A 16850-nucleotide genomic window follows, 5' to 3' on the forward strand; every position below is an offset into this window, starting at 1 on the left:
AATATAATATCCATATGGAATTCAAAGATGTGTCGCTTTACCTTGATAAACTGGAGAAAACTTCTTCAAGAATCGAAATAACCAAAACACTAGCTGAGTTAATACGTGAGGCGGGTAGTGATGAAATAGATAAGATTGTTTATCTTTTACTCGGCGTACTTACTCCGTCATATAGAAGTGTCGTATTTAATGTTGCAGAAAAAATGATGATTGAAGTAGTCGCCAAAGCCTACGAAATTGATAAAGATACAGTGACTGCAAAATACAAAGAAGTAGGCGACCTTGGTGACACGGCTTATTATTACGCCAACAAAAGAACGGGAAAATCTAAATTGCAGGTAAATGAAATATATAACGATCTGATTGAGATTGCCGAAGATGAGGGCGAAGGAAGTCAGGATAGAAAAATTGATTCACTTGCTCGGCTTATTGCTTCGCTTGATGCCACGAGTGCAAAATTCATTGCGAGAATTCCAATTGGCAAACTACGACTTGGTTTTTCCGATAAGACAATTATTGATGCTATCAGCTGGTCAATTTCAGATGATAAATCATATAGTGCCAAACTGAAAAAAGCTTACGGGGTTTTGCCGGATGTCGGATTGTTGGCGAAAAATGTCAAACAAAAGGGAATTGATGAAACCGTCAACAATATATCTCCTGAGCTTGGTGTTCCCGTCATGCCAATGCTTGCCCAGAGAATAAAAACTACGAAAGAAATGATAGAGAAAATGGGAGAGATCGCAATAGAACCAAAATTTGACGGGGTACGTGTACTTATCCACTATGCAAAGTCCAAAGACAACGAAAATCCGTTCGTAAGAGCTTTTACGAGAAACTTAAACGACGTTACACACATGTTCCCGGAGTTAAATGAAATTGGCAGGTATATTAAAGCAGAAAGCGCAATTTTTGATACGGAGGGGGTTGGAGTTGATCCAAAAACCGAAAGATTGGTGGATTTCCAAATGACAATGCAAAGAAGAAGGAAGCATAATATCGGGAAAACCGCTCTTGATATTCCTCTTAGATTTCAAGTCTTTGATGTCGTTATGGTCAATGGCGAAAGTTTGATGAACTTGCCTTATGAAAAACGCCGGAAAATATTGGGTGAGATAATTATCAAAAACAAATTTATCGTTGTTGATCAATTCACAAAAACGCAAGACGCCACTTTTATTAGAAAGGAGCACAAAAGGCTAATTGATTTGGGACTAGAGGGCATTATTGTAAAAAAATTATCGAGTAAATATGTCGCGGGGAGGACAGGTTTTCGGTGGGTAAAAATGAAAGAGGTGGAGGATACAAATGGTAAATTATCAGACACGGTTGATTGTGTTGTCATGGGTTTTTCAAGAGGAAGGGGGAAACGTGCCAACTTTGGAGTTGGGCAATTCCTGGCGGGAATTAAAAAAGCCGATAGGTTTGCAACGATCACAAAAGTAGGAACCGGGTTGTCGGATGAGCAGTTCAAAACACTAAATGAAAAACTTAAAACAATCGTAACTGACAAAAAGCCAAAGGGTTATGTTGTCGATAAAACTTTGGAACCTGATTTTTGGGTAACTCCATCGCTTGTTGTCGAGTTAGCAGCTGATGAGATTACGGTTAGTCCAAGACATACATCAGGATACGCGCTTCGTTTTCCGAGATTAGTAAGATTTCGGTATGACAAAACAGCTGACCAAGTAACCATGCTAGAAGAGATAAAGGAAATAGGTAATTTGTGATAAAGAGAATTGTTTCGGTGTTTATTGTATTGTAAATTAATACCACAATATATTACGTACTGTCTTTTAAGGGCACTAATTTTTGTTTGCTGTAAGTTTGTTGATCAAAAAAAATATCCCGATTATATCGTCTGGAGGTAGCTGTCTTAAGTCTTTTGCCCTACTAAAGTGCTCCCTTATATTTGGAGGAAGCGAGTTTGGGTCAACTGATTTTCGCGGAGTGAGATATGCTTCGTTGAACCCGCCTCGTTCTGTAACATTGCCTCTATTTGTTCTCCACACCACAACGGCATTAAAACCGGTGGGGGGATCTTTCAGATTCCTTGCAGAATTTCTAACCTGTTGAGTTCTAATTGCCGACAAATTTATTGAATTCGAATCTGCAATTAATCCATACTTTATATAACTTGGGACAAGTGATGCCGGGGTTGCATGATATGCATATGTCATTTCTTTATCCCCCTGTGGACCATGTTGGGCATATAGCCATAAGTCTTCTTCTTCTGAAGTATCGTAACGCCTAACAAACATTTTCCTACCCTTGGGCGCAATTTCTCCTTTCTCCAAAGTCTCCTTCACCCATTCGCGTGTTATGTCTTTTGGAAAAAGGGGGAGTTCTGTAATTTCAACAAAATCATTCATAACGTGTATTTTATCATTTTATTGCAGACGAAATTATTAATAGTACACATTTCACTACAGGCAATGTACTCTCTTCTGTGATCTGAAAATATCAAAAGAGGAGAAATTTGTAAGCCAGAATACTGTTAAATGTAAGAATCTGTAGGAGATAATAGTGAAGAAAATCAATCTTCGGGATAAATATTGCTTATATGTTTAGATCTGAAGGTAACAATTTCGCCTAATTTAGGAGATCTGAGAACCTGTGGATTCGAGTAAACTGTTCCTGTGTATGAACGAGGAGTTTCTTTTGTTTGAACATTGGTTATTTTTACCGGCATTCTTTCTATTTGTTGCTCGTCGTTTTCGAAGACAACTTCCACAATGTTGCCTTCTTTAATTCTAATGAAGTCTTCTTCGGTTGGTATGAAGTCTTTGTTGGGGTCTCTTAAGTCTTTTTGTAAGTAAACTCCGAGCATAGCTTAATGCTATAATAACTTACCTTATTTGTCTATATTTATTTTAGTAAATAATATGCGAAATTGATTTGATTATGAAAACGAAAAAACAAGTAAAAACTAACGAGAGAAAAGCGGGAATTAATCAAAACAAGAAAGTATATAGAGATGATAAGTTTTTTAATGAGTTGCGAATTGAATTAGTTTTTCCTGGTCTTCTAGAAGTAATTAGTAAAGTATCCACAGATGTACAAAGGAGTATTGCATATAACGTAGCAAAGCTAGCGATAGAACATGCGGGCTTGAAGGGAGATTTTGTTGACGAAGCTGTTGCGAATATGGAATTAGGAAATACAAATGAGGCTTTGCAGAGTAAAGTCAAAGTGTATGTCGAGCGATTGGACAACGAAGCCTATGCTTTGGAAGCGAAACGGCAAGAAAATAATCCATACGAGAAACGGTACTTAACTGCATTTAGAAAAGCTCGAGCAGCTAATGCGTTGTATTACGCTTTGGACAACGATGAACTTAGAGCCGCAACAGAATCGATATATGAGGCAAGCAAGTCAGTGGACAATTCTTTATTGGTAAAAGAAAAAGTCGAAGCTATTTTAGAGAAAAGATTTTCAGATGATGTTACAAGGGAGAAGGATTAGAGATTAAAGCTAATTTATAAACCCATAAACTACCCCATTATGTTTTTCTGGTTCAAGTATTTATATTAGCTTTTTTCGCGGAGTGAGATATGCTTCGTTGAACCCGCCTCGTTCTGCAACATTGCCTCTATTTGTTCTCCACACCACAACGGCATTAAAACCGGTTGAGTCTTTCAGATTCCTTTTCAATCATATTTTTAAACTTAATATTTATTTTATGCTAGCATAAGATATGAAAGTTGTAGCGAAGGGTCTTAGTTTACATGAGGCAAAAACTTTGCTAGGTAAATTTGGCCCCAACAAACTTCCTGAGAAAAAACCGCCTTCCTCTTTTGCAATTTTAGCTTCACAATTTAAAAGTCCTTTGGTTTATGTATTGCTTGCCGCAGGGCTGGTGACAACTTTATTGCGCGAGTTTTCCGACTCACTGGTAATTTTGTTTGTCGTGACGATTAATACGGCTCTAGGTTTCCTGCAAGAAAAGAAAGCAAGTGATGCATTAACGGCGCTCAAAGCTTTGGTTCATCCTTCGGCACTGGTAGTGAGAGACGGGAAAAAGCAAAGCATTGCCGGTGAATTGATAGTACCGGGCGATATCGTTTTTGTAGCGCAGGGAAACAAGGTACCGGCGGACGGGAAGATCGTGTCGGCAAATCGGCTTTTAGTTGAAGAAGCGATTCTAACAGGTGAATCAATGCCTGTTGACAAAGGAGTGGATGATGAAGTATTTATGGGTACTATTGTTTCTTCGGGTGAAGCGTATTTTAAAGTAACCAAAACGGGACAGTTTACGCAAATCGGAGCGATCGCAAAATCGGTTCAAGTGAAAGATGACGATACTCCATTAACGCTTCAACTTAAAAAATTCTCAAATCAATTAACCGTTTTGGTGATAGTTCTAACGGTCATTGTTTTTATCGTTGGACTAATTTCAAAACTCAAATTGGAAGAAATATTTACGACGTCTGTCGCATTGGCAGTGTCGTCGATACCCGAGGGACTATTGATTGCATTAACAGTAGTGTTGGCAGTAGGAATGCAGCGGATTTTGAAAAATAAAGGACTTGTGAGAAATCTGGTTTCAGCAGAAACCTTAGGGGGAGTGACCACGATATGTGTTGATAAAACGGGAACATTAACTCATGGAAAATTACAGGTGGTAAATGTCCATGGAGATGTTGATAAAATTTGCTTACAGCATTTTGCATCATCAAGCGATCCGATTATGGAAGTGGCGCATGATTGGATAAAAGAACACTCAAAACATTATGAAAAAATAAAAAATGAATTTAGTAAAGAATGTGAAACTATCGATTCGATTCCGTTTACTCCCGAAAACCGGTATTACGCAACCTTAATTGAACACACCGATTCCAACCGCGAAATATATATAAACGGCGCTCCGGAATTATTATTGAAATATTCCACTCTGACATTAAAGGAGAAAAAAGACATTAAAAGTCAGATAAAAAGCATGACACAAACGGGCAGGAGGGTGATTGGAATGGCAAAAAAGAATGTGCCCGACAGTGTCAACAAAATAACGGAGAAAGACATTGATACACATCTTGAGTGGATCGGATTGTTGGAATTTACAGACCCGGTTCGCGAAAACCTCATTCATCCTTTCGAAGAAGCAAAGTTAGCAGGTATAAAAACGATTGTAATTACAGGTGATTATGCAGAAACAGCCATATCAGTCATGCGGGAAATTGGAATTCCGGTTGACACAAAAAGAATTGTATTGGGCAAAGAATTAGAGAATATGAGTGAAAGCAAAGTGTCCGAGATTTTGAGAGACTATTATGAAGCATCCGATTTACCCATACTTTTTGCCAGAACAAAACCGGAACAAAAACTTAAAGTGATTAATGCGCTTAAAAGTAACGGCGAGGTTGTAGCTATGATGGGTGATGGTGTAAACGACGCCCCGGCACTTCACCGGTCGGATATTGGGATTGTCGTAGGTGACGCAACGGATGTCGCAAAAGAATCAGCCGATTTAATACTTCTTGACTCGAGTTTCGAAACTATTATTTCCGCCATTAAAGAAGGAAGGGGGATTTTTGATAATTTGAGAAAAATAATTCTCTATCTAATGAGTGATTCATTTGAAGAAATTGTGGCCGTAATGGGAGTGATGCTTTTACAACTTCCACTACCGGTTACCGCAGTACAAATCCTTTGGATAAATCTTGTTTCCGACGGTCTGCCGCACCTTGCCTTAACGGTGGATCCGAAAGACCCGAAAATTATGAGACGTAAACCGAGAAATCAAAATGAAAATTTGGTTAGTCCGTGGATGAAAAAGTTAATTTTTACCGTTTCATCCGTTGGTGGGTTGTCGGCTTTTTCATTGTTTGTATATAGCTATGTGACGACCAACGATTTGATATATGCGCAGTCGATCGCTTTTGCAACACTTGGCATCAATTCACTTGTTTATGTGTTTTCGGTACGGACCTTGACAGATCCTTTCTGGGTTGAAAATCCCTTCAATAACATTTGGTTGAACTTGGCTGTTTTGGGGGGAATAATATTTCAAATAATTCCTTTTATATACTCACCCGTTGGAAGATTTTTGGGAATTGAGCCGATAAGTTTGGCAAGCTGGGCATTGGTAGTTGGCGCTTCTTTATTAATGTTTTTAGTAATCGAATTTTCCAAATCAATATTTCGCCATCACTTGGCTGAAGTGTAAATTGTAAATATGTTGTTAATTCTAATTTTAGTAATTCTAGTCTTGTCTTTAGTCCTTATTAAATCGGCTGATGTGGTAGTAACTTCGATAATTAAAATTGCCAAAAGGTCTCATGTAAATAAGTATGCAATCTCGGCAGTTATTCTTGCCGTCGGAACTTCTTTTCCCGAACTGTTTGTTAGTATTACTTCCGCGATCGAAGGCAATCCGAGATTGGCACTTGGCATCGTGTTGGGGAGTAACATTGCCAATATTTCATTAGTTGCCGGCATCACGGCATTAATAACCGGAAAAATCAATGTATCGCGTGATTTCTTGCGCCGCGATGTGTCAATCGCACTTGTCGCGGGAATTCTCCCGATGATTTTATTGATCGATGGAAGTTTAGGTAGGATTGATGGGCTAATACTCTTGTCTATTTATTTAGCTTACGCAACAAGTTTATTTAAAGCCAGATTTACACAGATAGGTGAAAGAATAGAAAGAGAAAACTACATACATAGATTTCTCTCAAAACCTGTTTCTATCGACAAAGAAAAAACTAAAGCGTTTGGACAGTTGTTTTTGGGTGTTGCACTTATGTTATTTGCATCGGATCTGATTGTTAATGTCTCCGAACTCCTGGCGGAGTCTGCGAGAATATCGGTTTTTGTAATCGGTCTTATCGTGCTTGCAGCGGGAACATCACTTCCCGAGTTTGCGTTTTCCCTAAGAAGTATTGACAACAAACAGCCGACAATGTTTTTTGGCAATTTATTAGGATCAATTATTGCCAACTCCACCCTGATAATTGGTGTAACTGCACTTATAAGCCCAATTGCGATAAGTGTCGAGCATGATTATTTTCTTGTTAGTATTACTTTTGTGGCATTATTTTTAACTTTTTGGTATTTTATTAAAAGTAAATTTAGTCTTGAGAGGTGGGAAGCGGTATTTTTGCTTGTAATTTATTTGATCTTTTTGATTCTCCAATTTGTAAACGTCTAAGGAGTAGACATTTGCTGTAAGTAATAAAATTGAAGTTTACCTTGACCCGAAGATGTTTTCTGAGTAAAATCTGACTATTCTGAGCAATCAGAAAACAGTGAAAGTGCTAGTTTAATCTGCCGAAGTGTGAATGTCTAATAAAGTTGTAAATTATCCAGTTACCCCAAAGACACTGCATGAATATGCAGAAAGCATATTTGCGCCGATTAGAAGAGGGGAGAACGTGACGACTGTTTGGGTCCCCATGGCAGGCAGGAGATTGTGGAACAAATTTATAATAGAAAACATTGAGCTTTTTGAAAAAGAATTGCCATTTTATAAAAAGTATTGCTTAGTATATATCGAACCTCTTGATCTAACGGAAGAAAGCTTAAGTGGTTATTTAAGGCTAATTGCTTTGAGTTTTATTGAAGCTATTAAAACGAGTGGTATTGGCGAAAGTGCAGAAAATAAATATGAAAAAACTTTTAAGGATGAAAATGTTACGTATGCTAATTTACTAAACGAAATTAAAGGAATGTTTCAAAACGTTATACAAAACGGATTTGAAATAGTATTGTTTTTAGGTGAATTTGACGAACTAAATTTTGCGAACAAAATATTTTTCCATAATCTAAAGAGTTTGTGGAATAGACTATATCCAAGTATCCACTTTGTTTTTTTGATGAGGGAAGGAGTTGTTAAGCCAATTTCGATTGATAAGTGGGGAGACTTTAGTGAAGTTGTTCTGCAAAATGTAATTCATATACCCATGCTTGTTCAACAAGACATTGATTTTTTAATTGACAATGTTTCTCGTGGGCTTAATATCAAAACTACAAAAGAAGAACGCGAATTGCTTAGTGATTTGTGTGGCGGACACCCATATATGTTAAAGGTAGGTCTTCGTATTATTGCTAACCATAAAGAAGAAAAACTTAGCATAGATCAAATCGAAAAAATACTATTGAACCATTACGAATTACGATCTGTATCAAGAGGAATACTGAATGTTTTGGACGAGAAGGAAACAGCAACGATATTTGATATTGCAAGTGAGCGCCTGATTTTGGAGAGTAAATCTAATCAGCTAAAGACCTTAATCTCTTTGGGTTTGGTGTATATAGAGAGGGATGGCAGATTAAAAATATTTAGTAGGTTAATTAAAAATACTATAGGTAAAATAGACACAAAAAAGCAAAGTGAATACGATGTGATATCAAACGGCAATCTCATATTAGAAGAAAATAAGGGGGCGATAAGTTATAGAGGTAAAAATGTTGAAGAAAAATTTACTTCTCAAGAGTATGTCCTAATCAATTATTTCCTAAATAATAAAAATACACTCAAGAGCAGGGATGATATAGGCGATGTTTTATGGGGTGATGAGTCATGTGAGAAATATTCCGATTGGGCAATTGATCAACTGATATCAAAACTTAGGAAGAAGTTAAAAGATATGGGAACAACAGATAAACTAACAACAATTCGAGGAAGGGGATATAAATATATAAGTTACCTATAACTTTTCAAACTTCTTAAAAAAATGTCACAAGAATTATTAAGACCTCGGGATAGTGGATTTTCACGAAGGGAAATAGATATGATTTATCAGAACATTGGAGTTGAGGGGCGTACTCGTCGTGAAATTGACAACAAGGGAGTCGATGTAATAATCCCCCCGGATCTTTCAGGTGAAATCAGGGATGCTATGATGAATATATTCATTTGCATCTCGCGTCCAAATGATATATGTGATCAACTGACAGATACTATGGGAATTCTGTCAAAATCACTAGTTATTAATAGACACAATTTGTTAGACCTCGAACTTTATTGGAGAAGCCAATTGGGACTCCAAAAGTTGGTGTTGGAGTCAGAACGTGGTGAACAGAACGCTGCTGAGATATTTGCGCGCACTGCCGATAATGGAGTAAAACTTGGTTTTTTTCAGGAAGGTGATGTGGGAAATTGGATCTGTTCAATTGGTGGAATGGCAATTATTGATCCACTTACTATTCGTTCGATGTTTGCTGAGGATAAAAAAGTAACGGAATTAGAGGGATTAACAAGATTTGGTTTTGCAATTGATGAGCATGAAGCGGCTTATGACCAAGATCCTGAAATGATAAACTTTGCAAGATTCATACAAAATATTCCGAAAGAACTTCACGATAGACACATGACGGTAGATTCGGGATTGGCACGAACCGCCCAATCTGCGATGCAATTACTTTCTGAAGATTTTGATTTAGAACATGCGAGAGTAATCAGGCCTGCTCCTCCAGAACATATTATTCCGCTATTAGCTCTGGGTTTGGCAGATATCTTAACCTGGGAATCGTGGTCCGAGATAGATGTAAAAGAGACTGCTTATAGAATGGCCCGAGCAATTAGAAGAAGGAGATCTAGTGTGGAATTTGTGGATTTGCTTACAATTACATTGGGTTTTGTTGAAAAAGAAAAAGCGAACAGTGGTGTGCTTGCGAATATTTCATTACATGGTAAGAAAATTGACAGCAAGCATGTAGGTAGCGGATTAACAAAAGTAACAGATTTGTTGGGCGATAGGCATGGAAATGAACAGATATGTAAAAAGATTGGGAGAAATATTGTCCCCGAAATTGTATATCAAATGAGACTTGAGGGTTGGGCGGATGATAGATTATGGACATCTGAAGTATATAAAGCATTGGGAATAAGCCAGGTTGTGTTCAATAATCACACGAGGAAATTGCGAGATTTAGAGAAAATACCTGGACACGAAATTGTGGGCACAAAAGGTGTAGTGGCGATTATATATGGACAATTTGAACCAATGACAGCAGCACACACTGAATTGATAATTGAAGTTGCACATTGTTTACCTGAATTTGTGAATGAAACAAGAGAGACGACATGGTTGGGTTTGGGTGTCAATTCGGGGAATCCTCGTAAAAGACATGAAAAGAGTGTTGGTATACGAAGGAATATGGTGCAAAAATCATTGATGGGAATTGGCGATGGAATATTCATGTGGCCTGAAAACGATGTATATGGACCGACTGCGCAAAGATTGACACAACACAAACAGCGATTTGGTCCTAGAGTGAAGGTTGTGAGAGCGTGCGGTATGGATTCGCTTTCAAACAACATGAAATATGAAAACCATCAGGATGGTGTGTATGATGATGACGCAGATTATCTAAATAAACAACGTTATATTTGGTTTTTGCAAAAAGCGGATATTAATCAGACGCCCAACCTGCTTTTAATAAAATTGGGAGAGCTTTTCGCAAATTTTCCTGATTCTATGGTATTAGTTTGTCCTATGCCTGAATTACATAGTTCGTATTTTAGAGACCAAGTAGACGATCTCCCTAACGATGTGCTTAAAACTTTGGTTCACCCTCGGATTGTAGGTGACGTAAGAGATAATTGGGGAAAAAAGGTATGATACATCAGAATCAACTCAGGTAACCAGAGCCTGGTTCGTCAGATTTGCTTCAGATATACATCAAGCGTGTATATACATCGGATTATATACTTCATATATAAGCCAAAAAGATTGAGGGGAAATAGGCCAAAAGCCGAAAGGGGGGAAACACTTTCTCCTCAATCTCAAAAGCTTATAGGTTTTTTTCAGCTTATCTTAAGGAGTTACCTAAATAATGGAAACATATAAACCCGCACTAGTTACCGATGTAAATAACGAATGTTTGGCTTTTGACGACCATTATGGCGATGAAAAATTTACCTTAAACTTAATTACTATGAATACAGTAAAGAACGCGATAACTCAGTCCTTGATAACTTTTATGAAGGTGTATTTGTATTTAATTCTTGCACCGGTTTCTTTTATTGGTTATTGCTACAAAGACAAAGTGCTTCTTTAATTTGATATTTGACGTAAGTTCAATTATTTGAAAAGATTGGGTCAGGTATACTTTGTTGGTAAGGGGGGTGATATTTGTGACTGAATTAAAAACCGGTTTAGATAAAAATACATCAAGCGCGCTTTGTTATGTTTTGGGACCAATTAGCGGCGTTTTCTTCTTGATTGTGGACAAAGATCCGAAGGTTAGGTTTCATGCAATGCAATCAATTTTGGCGATTGGAGGATTAATTTTGTTGCAACTAGTTTTGTTTGCAACATTGATACTTGCACAGCTTGCTTCGCTAATTACCGTTGCCGTATTTGTTCTTTGGTTAGTACTTATTTACAAAGCGTGGTTGGGAGAAGATTGGGAAGTGCCATTTGTAGGAAAATGGGCACATCAAGCGCTTAAGAAAGTGTAACATTATGAACTTGCAACAAGGCATGGTTCGATTATTGCGGGATAAGTATGGTTTCAATAACCCTGCGATTGAACAGGCGATGTTGCGGATTCCGCGTGAATGCTTTGTCAATAAGAGTTTGCGCTCTAGGGTCTATGACGATACTTCTTTGGATATTGGATTTGGTCAAACAATAAGTCAGCCGTATACGGTAGCTTGTATGACTTCGCTGTTGGATTTAAAAAAGACCGATATTGTTTTAGAAATTGGTACCGGCTCGGGTTATCAAACTGCATTACTTTCTTTGTTGGCAAAATGGGTTTATACCGTTGAGAGAATACAAGCTTTGTCGGACAAGGCGGCAGAGATTACCGGAAAATTAGGTTTAACAAACATATCATTTGCCAATCGGTCAGGCGAGATTGGATGGGTAGAAAATTCTCCGTTTGATGCGATACTTATCACCGCCGGACTTACCGGCGAGGTTCCTCAACCGCTCTTTGATCAATTGGCGGCAGGTGGGAGACTTGTTGCCCCCGTTGGTGTTGGTGAAAAAAAGGTAATGACTAAATATACAAAAATTAATGAAAGTAAATATTCCAAGGAGTGTTTCGGTGAATTTTACTTCGTACCCTTTGTTTACAATGATACAATTAGCTCATGAAATTAGTAATCGGACTTGGTAATCCGGGAAAGGAATACGACAAAACGCGTCACAATGTAGGGTACGCAGTAGTTGATACATTGGTTTCAGAAATTTCTCGAATACGAATTTGTGACGTTAAATTTCGCCATGACCGGAAATTAAACAGTGAAATCGCAAAAGTTGATGATTTAGTATTTGCCAAGCCAACTACTTTTATGAATAATTCCGGCCTTGCTGTATCGAAACTTGCAAGTTACTTCAGAGTAGCAAGAAATGATATTTACGTTGTTCATGATGATCTTGATATAAATATCGGTGACTTTAAAATTCAAAACACAAAAGGTCCTCACAACCACAACGGCGTACTGTCGGTCGAAGAACACCTGGGGGGTAGGGATTTTTGGAGAGTCAGGGTGGGAATAGAAAACAGAAAAAGAGTACACGACGACACGAAAAGTAATTTGGCGTTTATACCGGGGGAAGATTACGTATTATCAAGGTTTGGTAAGGACGAAATTGGCATTGTCGACAAGGCGACAAAACAGATCGTTGAGGATCTGTTGGGAATATACTTAGCGGAGGGAAAACAAAATGGCTGATAAGAAAAATTTTTCGACAATTGGAGATTTACTTCAAGGTTACAAATCGTCGGATGACGATAAATATGTGAGTCGTGAATTTCAAAAATACGGCTATGAGTTGGCCAAGGAATTGGGTGATCTAAAAAACAGGTCGCTTTACATAAAAATTGCCAAAGAGAAAAAACGCGTGCATATTGAAAGCGCGAGAAGTTTTATTAAAGACGCGCAAAACGTCAGAAGTAAGCCCAAACTTTTTATGTGGAAACTTCAACAATTATCGCTAAAGAAGAGTTGACACACAAACTTTTTATGTGGAAATTGAAACACTTGAAACTAAAGAAGAGTTGACACACAAACTTTGTTTATGTGGAAACTTCAACAATTATCGCTAAAGAAGAGTTGACACACAAACTTTTTATGTGGAAATTGAAACACTTGAAACTAAAGAAGAGTTGACACACAAACTTTGTTTATGTGGAAACTAAAACACTTGAAACTAAAGAAGAGTTGACACACAAACTTTTTATGTGGAAATTGAAACACTTGAAACTAAAGAAGAGTTGACACACAAACTTTTTATGTGGAAATTGAAACACCTGGAAACCAAAGGTAATGCCTTGTTAAAAGGTTGGTAAATACCTCATGAAGTGCCACGGGTACACTCGTTATTTCTTCTACCTTTTTTGGTTTTAAGTGTTGTTTGTCCTTGCATGTTGTGTTCAGTTAATTTATTAATAACGTATCTTTGTTTGTTGCCTTAAGATTTGTTGTGATAAATACAGTTGGTTAGTGTTAACACGCTATTTCCCAATTAGTATTGTGCCGTATTGAAGTGTTAGACAAACTTGTTTGGGCAACTTGGGTTTTTTAAATCACCAGGGGATTATCTGGAATTTGTAATTAGATTATTTTGTTTTAATACGCTATATTTACACTACGCAAATTATCTGTTTGTAGTTTTCATCAACATGAACCTTAAATCGATAAACAACACTTCAATTGAAGAAATCGGTATCAAAGCATATTCCCTTGTTTACTTGAAAGATATTGGTTTGATGGAAAACAATTTGTATGTGTCCTCGGTTTTACCCGAAAAAAGCATATTTATTAAACAACTAACTGAAATAGGCTTCAAAGACAAAAAACTAATTTCTGCTCGCACATCGCATCCTCAAAAAGATGTCAAACTACCACGCAAACCTTGCGCCACCTTTGATGAGGCGTATGATTTTTACAAAGAGAATCTGGAAGCGGGAATGGTTATCGTCATGCATGATTTCTTTAAGGCAAAATTCGGTGGAATAATTTCTTATTCGAAGGGGGAAATTGTTCTTGAAATTTCCGAGAGCGATTGGAATATTGATTATGTCCTTAACTCGGATATGGCGGTTTTTAGTCACGGTTTTGCTACTTGGTATTTATATAAAGACGTTCGGAAGATAGCTAGCATTGTCGATGGCGTAGAAAACTATATTAACATAAATCCCCTTAACGAAAAAATCGCACAACAAATCACAGATGCCTTTACCCCAAAGCTTGCTAAACTCGAAAAAATACTAAGTGGCGATTTTAATTCTCTCGAGATACTTATAAGCGATAGATTCAAAATATTTCCACTTCAATTAGCCGGAGTTAAAAATATTAAAAATGGAAATTACGAAAATAATAATTTACAGAATGATATTTTTGAAATAAAAACACCTCACGATTTAGTAAAATGGGACAAAAAGACACCACTTCTTATTTCGATTCCGGCAACAGTGGACAGAGCGGATGCCCTAATGGGAGTGATTCAAGAAATTAAAAAATACACACGTCATGCATATATTTCATATGGCATTTTGTCGCATCCTGCGATTTTACTCAGGGAAGCGGGTATTGCAGTTGAAAGAAAAATGTCAAATTATAAATTGGTTAAAATTACTTACTAATTCATTGCAATTTGCAATAATGAAAAAAACTCAAGTTAACTCAGGCCTTTTCCAAAATATTTATGAAATCGTAAGATGTATTCCAGTTGGATTTGTAGCAACTTACGGGCAAGTTGCTGAGAAAATAGGCACAAAAGACGCCAGGAAAGTCGGTTGGGCGCTTTCTGTAAATAGCGATCCTTCTACTCCTTGCCATAGAGTTATTTATAAAGACGGAAGTTTAGCCAAAAACTACGGTAAATCCTTAACTGGCAAACCGGGGTGGAGAACACACAAAGATAAATTAATAAAGGAGGGAATTACCTTTACCGCAAGCAATCGGGTTGATCTTACAAAACACTTAGTTCGGGTGCTTTGATATTTGTTTCAAAAACAGTATTATTAATATAAATGAAAAAAGAAATTATTGTCCATATTGTTTTCCTTCTCGCCTTTTTTCTATTAATCTCGATTTATAAAACCTTCAGCCTCTCTCTTGAAATAGGAAATTCAAATTGGTTTACAGCTGAGTACTTGATTTTTTGGCTTGGGGGCGTTATCGGCATGTTGATGGTTTTTAGTGATCACTTTATCTATACTTATTTCTTACGTCCGGACGAACCTTCTTCACAACAAGCAAAGAGTTTAATATCAGAGAGAAAATATTTACAGGCAGTTGATTTTCTTGTGAAGAGCCACAAGACATTAGATAATTTGGTTTTCCATAACGCTAATTTCCAATCAATCTTTCTTCTTTTTGGTTTTTTTGTGATTACTTCGACGGCAAGTATACTTGGGCGGGGTATCGTGCTTGGATTTTTGTTACACCTTATTATTGATATGCTACGCGATTTAATTGAAACTAAATCAACCGACCGATGGTTTACGAAGTTTCCGGTTAGCTTGACTTTCGAGCAGAAACGTTGGTATTTAGGATTGCATATAGCTCTTACATTAATTATCGGAATCTTTTTATAAACCACAGTTGCATCTTTGGCTCAAGATTTGTAAACTACCACAATGGATGATTTGACCAAAAAAGAGAAACGAGAACTTGCGAAAAAAAGCAAGCACGAGGAGAAGGTAAAATCAAAACTGATGGGCAAAATTATAAAACTGGGTCTCGCAGTTTTAGTACTTTCAATAATTAGCTTCTTTGGTTACAAGGGAATTAAGTGGATTAATACACCAATTGATATTCCAGCTGATGTGACAATGGTTCAGGATGATGAGTGGGTGAAGGGTCCCAAAGAAGCAAGTGTAACATTGATTGAATATGCTGATTATCAATGTCCGGCATGTGCGGGGTATCACCCGATAGTCAGGCAGTTGGCCAAAGAATTCCCCGATGATTTACGGGTGGTCTATAGGCATTTTCCGTTAACTACAATCCATGCGAATGCGTTTTCGGCGGCAAAAGCTGCAGAGGCAGCGGGCAAACAAGGTAAATTCTGGGAGATGCACGACATGTTGTACGAGCGCCAAAGTCAGTGGTCGGAAGGTAGTGCAAAAGAAAAATTTGTCGAATTTGCCCAAGAACTTGCTCTTGATGTTGATAAATTTAAAGAAGATTTAGACAGTAGCCAGACTGAAGAGAGAGTGAGTGTCGGTATTGCATTGGGCAACAAAACCGGTGTAAACGCAACCCCAACCTTTATACTAGACGGGGTAATGATAAGGCCGCCTCAAGACATTGAGCAGTTTAGAGCTCTTATTAACCAAAGATTGGGCAATTGAAATATCTGACACTGCAGTGGTTAAGTTACGCCCGGCAAATTAGGCAAGTTATCAGAGTTTGTTGAAGTTAACTTCTTCAATAGTAGTATTGTTAATAATTGTAAGCACACCCGGTTCGGGATAATCGCCGACTTCTTCCACCGTAAAACTATTTGTGGTTACAAGATGTTTTAGAGCGGCAATTACGATTCCGTGAGTAGCGACAAATACTGTTTTGTACTTTTTTGTTTTCATCTCATTAATAAAATCAATTACCATATTCTTTTTGTCTTCAAAGTATCCGGAATATGGATATTCCGGTTCCAAATTTCTTTCGTCAAGCATCTCGTTTAATCTCGGGTCACTTGTAAACTCTACTCCTGTTATGCGTGTTGCGATTGCTACTGTTTCTTGGACTCTGAGAATTTCACTTGCCGCTGCATGATCTGGATGAATGACTTTTAAGTAATTAGCCATTCTAATAATTGCAGGAATTGCTTCTGGAAGAATTTCGGTGGTTAATTGTTTATCGCCGTATCCCGCATCGTTTTCCTTGCTGGAAAAAGTCTCACCATGTCTTAAGATATAGAAAATCATTTTCGTTTTTG

General features: G+C 37.5%; 18 protein-coding genes. 15 read left to right on the top strand and 3 right to left on the bottom strand.

Annotated elements, in window-relative coordinates; translation table 11 throughout:
• Positions 1-14: 14 nt before the first annotated feature.
• Positions 15-1730, top strand: coding sequence for an ATP-dependent DNA ligase (locus IPM62_01215; GenBank protein QQS39218.1), 1716 nt, complete (start codon positions 15-17; stop codon positions 1728-1730).
• Between the two features lie 75 nt (positions 1731-1805).
• Here IPM62_01215 and IPM62_01220 read toward each other — a convergent pair whose 3' ends face one another.
• Together IPM62_01220 and IPM62_01225 are read right to left on the bottom strand one after the other, a co-directional pair.
• Positions 1806-2372: a hypothetical protein gene (locus tag IPM62_01220; protein QQS39219.1), complete on the bottom strand. Its 567-nt coding sequence runs from the start codon at positions 2370-2372 to the stop codon at positions 1806-1808.
• A gap of 164 nt (positions 2373-2536) precedes the next feature.
• Positions 2537-2830 carry a hypothetical protein gene (locus IPM62_01225; protein ID QQS39220.1) on the bottom strand — a complete coding sequence of 98 codons (294 nt, stop codon included), beginning with the start codon at positions 2828-2830 and terminating at the stop codon, positions 2537-2539.
• A gap of 74 nt (positions 2831-2904) precedes the next feature.
• On the opposite strand from IPM62_01225, the gene IPM62_01230 reads away from it, so the two are divergent.
• From IPM62_01230 to IPM62_01295, 14 genes are all read left to right on the top strand, one after another.
• The gene (locus tag IPM62_01230) at positions 2905-3465 is read left to right on the top strand and encodes a hypothetical protein (GenBank protein ID QQS39221.1); all 561 of its coding nucleotides are present in this window, start codon (positions 2905-2907) and stop codon (positions 3463-3465) included.
• Between the two features lie 232 nt (positions 3466-3697).
• On the top strand, positions 3698-6166 hold the full coding sequence (locus IPM62_01235; protein ID QQS39222.1) for an HAD-IC family P-type ATPase: 2469 nt from the start codon (positions 3698-3700) through the stop codon (positions 6164-6166).
• A 9-nt stretch (positions 6167-6175) separates the two neighbouring features.
• On the top strand, positions 6176-7153 hold the full coding sequence (locus tag IPM62_01240) for a calcium/sodium antiporter (GenBank protein QQS39223.1): 978 nt from the start codon (positions 6176-6178) through the stop codon (positions 7151-7153).
• A 130-nt stretch (positions 7154-7283) separates the two neighbouring features.
• Complete coding sequence (locus tag IPM62_01245) at positions 7284-8657, top strand: winged helix-turn-helix transcriptional regulator (GenBank protein ID QQS39224.1); 1374 nt, start codon at positions 7284-7286, stop codon at positions 8655-8657.
• A 21-nt stretch (positions 8658-8678) separates the two neighbouring features.
• A complete protein-coding gene (locus IPM62_01250) occupies positions 8679-10568 on the top strand; it encodes a hypothetical protein (protein ID QQS39225.1) in 1890 nt (629 codons plus the stop codon).
• Positions 10569-10782: 214 nt separating this feature from the next.
• A complete protein-coding gene (locus tag IPM62_01255) occupies positions 10783-11007 on the top strand; it encodes a hypothetical protein (protein QQS39226.1) in 225 nt (74 codons plus the stop codon).
• A 76-nt stretch (positions 11008-11083) separates the two neighbouring features.
• Positions 11084-11410, top strand: coding sequence for a hypothetical protein (locus IPM62_01260; protein QQS39227.1), 327 nt, complete (start codon positions 11084-11086; stop codon positions 11408-11410).
• Between the two features lie 4 nt (positions 11411-11414).
• Entirely contained in the window at positions 11415-12053 is a 639-nt protein-coding gene (locus IPM62_01265) for a protein-L-isoaspartate(D-aspartate) O-methyltransferase (protein ID QQS39228.1), read from the top strand.
• Positions 12050-12634 carry an aminoacyl-tRNA hydrolase gene (locus IPM62_01270; GenBank protein QQS39229.1) on the top strand — a complete coding sequence of 195 codons (585 nt, stop codon included), beginning with the start codon at positions 12050-12052 and terminating at the stop codon, positions 12632-12634. The genes IPM62_01265 and IPM62_01270 overlap by 4 nt, the downstream gene beginning before the upstream one ends.
• A complete protein-coding gene (locus IPM62_01275) occupies positions 12627-12911 on the top strand; it encodes a hypothetical protein (protein QQS39230.1) in 285 nt (94 codons plus the stop codon). Before IPM62_01270 ends, IPM62_01275 begins: the two co-directional genes overlap by 8 nt.
• A 673-nt stretch (positions 12912-13584) precedes the next feature.
• Positions 13585-14547, top strand: a complete 963-nt coding sequence (locus tag IPM62_01280; protein QQS39231.1) for a hypothetical protein — start codon at positions 13585-13587, stop codon at positions 14545-14547.
• A gap of 19 nt (positions 14548-14566) precedes the next feature.
• Positions 14567-14905 carry a methylated-DNA--[protein]-cysteine S-methyltransferase gene (locus tag IPM62_01285; protein QQS39232.1) on the top strand — a complete coding sequence of 113 codons (339 nt, stop codon included), beginning with the start codon at positions 14567-14569 and terminating at the stop codon, positions 14903-14905.
• A gap of 32 nt (positions 14906-14937) precedes the next feature.
• Positions 14938-15504: a hypothetical protein gene (locus IPM62_01290; protein QQS39233.1), complete on the top strand. Its 567-nt coding sequence runs from the start codon at positions 14938-14940 to the stop codon at positions 15502-15504.
• Between the two features lie 42 nt (positions 15505-15546).
• Positions 15547-16263 (top strand): thioredoxin domain-containing protein, encoded by a 717-nt coding sequence (locus tag IPM62_01295; protein QQS39234.1) that lies wholly within the window; start codon positions 15547-15549, stop codon positions 16261-16263.
• Positions 16264-16314: 51 nt separating this feature from the next.
• On the opposite strand, the gene IPM62_01300 is transcribed toward IPM62_01295, so the two are convergent.
• Positions 16315-16839: a histidine phosphatase family protein gene (locus IPM62_01300; protein ID QQS39235.1), complete on the bottom strand. Its 525-nt coding sequence runs from the start codon at positions 16837-16839 to the stop codon at positions 16315-16317.
• Positions 16840-16850: the final 11 nt, after the last annotated feature.

Source organism: Candidatus Woesebacteria bacterium (assembly GCA_016700095.1).
Taxonomy (GTDB): Bacteria; Patescibacteriota; Microgenomatia; order UBA8517; family UBA8517.

Coding starts and splice junctions, on each gene's coding strand:
- IPM62_01215 (QQS39218.1), top strand. CDS start 15: ATGGAATTCAAAGATGTGTCGCTTTACCTTGATAAACTGGAGAAAACT.
- IPM62_01220 (QQS39219.1), bottom strand. CDS start 2,372: ATGAATGATTTTGTTGAAATTACAGAACTCCCCCTTTTTCCAAAAGAC.
- IPM62_01225 (QQS39220.1), bottom strand. CDS start 2,830: ATGCTCGGAGTTTACTTACAAAAAGACTTAAGAGACCCCAACAAAGAC.
- IPM62_01230 (QQS39221.1), top strand. CDS start 2,905: ATGAAAACGAAAAAACAAGTAAAAACTAACGAGAGAAAAGCGGGAATT.
- IPM62_01235 (QQS39222.1), top strand. CDS start 3,698: ATGAAAGTTGTAGCGAAGGGTCTTAGTTTACATGAGGCAAAAACTTTG.
- IPM62_01240 (QQS39223.1), top strand. CDS start 6,176: ATGTTGTTAATTCTAATTTTAGTAATTCTAGTCTTGTCTTTAGTCCTT.
- IPM62_01245 (QQS39224.1), top strand. CDS start 7,284: ATGTCTAATAAAGTTGTAAATTATCCAGTTACCCCAAAGACACTGCAT.
- IPM62_01250 (QQS39225.1), top strand. CDS start 8,679: ATGTCACAAGAATTATTAAGACCTCGGGATAGTGGATTTTCACGAAGG.
- IPM62_01255 (QQS39226.1), top strand. CDS start 10,783: ATGGAAACATATAAACCCGCACTAGTTACCGATGTAAATAACGAATGT.
- IPM62_01265 (QQS39228.1), top strand. CDS start 11,415: ATGAACTTGCAACAAGGCATGGTTCGATTATTGCGGGATAAGTATGGT.
- IPM62_01270 (QQS39229.1), top strand. CDS start 12,050: ATGAAATTAGTAATCGGACTTGGTAATCCGGGAAAGGAATACGACAAA.
- IPM62_01275 (QQS39230.1), top strand. CDS start 12,627: ATGGCTGATAAGAAAAATTTTTCGACAATTGGAGATTTACTTCAAGGT.
- IPM62_01280 (QQS39231.1), top strand. CDS start 13,585: ATGAACCTTAAATCGATAAACAACACTTCAATTGAAGAAATCGGTATC.
- IPM62_01285 (QQS39232.1), top strand. CDS start 14,567: ATGAAAAAAACTCAAGTTAACTCAGGCCTTTTCCAAAATATTTATGAA.
- IPM62_01290 (QQS39233.1), top strand. CDS start 14,938: ATGAAAAAAGAAATTATTGTCCATATTGTTTTCCTTCTCGCCTTTTTT.
- IPM62_01295 (QQS39234.1), top strand. CDS start 15,547: ATGGATGATTTGACCAAAAAAGAGAAACGAGAACTTGCGAAAAAAAGC.
- IPM62_01300 (QQS39235.1), bottom strand. CDS start 16,839: ATGATTTTCTATATCTTAAGACATGGTGAGACTTTTTCCAGCAAGGAA.